Source organism: Fibrobacter sp. (genome assembly GCA_024398965.1).
In the GTDB taxonomy this organism is placed as follows: Bacteria; Fibrobacterota; Fibrobacteria; order Fibrobacterales; family Fibrobacteraceae; genus Fibrobacter.
Window position 1 is genome coordinate 1 of sequence record JAKSIF010000137.1, and the last position, 1,511, is coordinate 1,511.

At 49.8% G+C, this 1,511-nt stretch carries 1 protein-coding gene; it reads left to right on the forward strand.

Annotation, left to right across the window (positions count from 1 at the left end; genetic code table 11):
- Nucleotides 1-6: 6 nt before the first annotated feature.
- Nucleotides 7-1,511: IS1182 family transposase (locus tag MJZ26_15125; protein MCQ2107108.1), on the forward strand; the 1,505-nt coding region annotated here is incomplete at its 3' end.

Genomic DNA, 1,511 nt, shown 5'->3' on the forward strand with positions numbered 1-1,511 from the left:
AAATTAATGTATACAAAGTTACACTTTAAGGATTACAATCCCAAACAAATACAGTTGTTTCCTCAACGTCTTGATGAAGATATTGAGGAAAACGCACCAGTTAGAGTGATAGATGCCGCAATTGACAGCCTAAAACTCGAAAATTTCCGCAAACTGTACAAGGAGGCAGGTCGAAGCCCCTACCATCCCAAAATGATGCTTAAGGCCGTCATCTATGGTTATATGAACAACCTGTACTCGTGCCGCAAGATAGAGGAGGCGTTGAAACGAGACGTCCACTTTATTTGGTTGGCAGGCCACAACAAGCCGGACTTCAACACGATCAACCGTTTCCGCAACCGCGTGAAGGACGAGATCAACAACGTGTTCACCAGGCTGGTCGTGCTTCTTGCCGAGAAGGGGTTCGTGACGCTGGATGTCGAGTATATAGATGGGACAAAGATAGAGTCGAAGGCCAACAAGTACACGTTCGTCTGGCGGAAGTCGACCGAGACAAACCGTGCGAAGCTGTTGGAGAAGATAAAGGTCCTATTGGGACAGATAGACGACGCCGTCGCCCAGGAAAACACGGAGAAACAGCCGCTTCAAGACATTACGGCAGAGGACTTAAAACAACTGGTCCAAAAGTTCAGCGACGAGATGGAGCAGGGAGTGGACACGGACTCCGGGAAGGAACGCAAGAAACAGATAAAGCAATTAAAGGAGCATGCGGAAAAGCTCTCGGAATATGAAGAAAAACTGGAGACGCTTGGCGACCGTAACTCCTATTCCAAGACAGACAAGGATGCCACGTTCATGCGCATGAAGGAGGACGCGATGAACAACGGGCAGACAAAGCCGGGATACAATCTGCAGATCGGCACGGAAAACCAGTTCATCCTTGACTATGGACTGTTCCAATGCCCTGGCGATACGACCACAATGATACCGTTCTTCAACTCCTTCTTTGAGCGTTACCACAAGTTCCCGATGACGGGAGTTGCAGACTCCGGCTACGGTTCGGAAGAGAACTACCACTTTATGGAAGAGGCCGGAATAGAGGCGTTTGTAAAGTATAACTGGTTCCACAGAGAGCAAAGGATGCACTACAAGCCCAACCCCTTCAGTCCGCAGGCCCTCCACCACAATGTCAAGGACGACTACTACGTGTGCCCGATGGGACAGCACATGACCAGGGTGGGAACGGCAAGGTCAAAGACAGACAACGGATATGTCGTGGAAAGCGCGCGATACCGGGCTCAAAGGTGCGAGGGTTGTCCTCTCAGGGGCAGCTGCTTCAAAGGAAAGGGCGACAGGGTGATAGAAGTCAACCACAATTTGGCGGGGTATCGGGAAAAGGCTGCCGAAAGGCTTACCTCAGACGTTGGAATCAAACTCAGAGGCAACAGGTGTATAGAACCTGAGGCAGTTTTTGGACAGATGAAATACGACATGGGCTACAAGCGCTTCCGTCACTTCGGACTAGACAAGGTCAAAATGGACTTTGCCTTCTTTGCTATTGCCTTCAACTT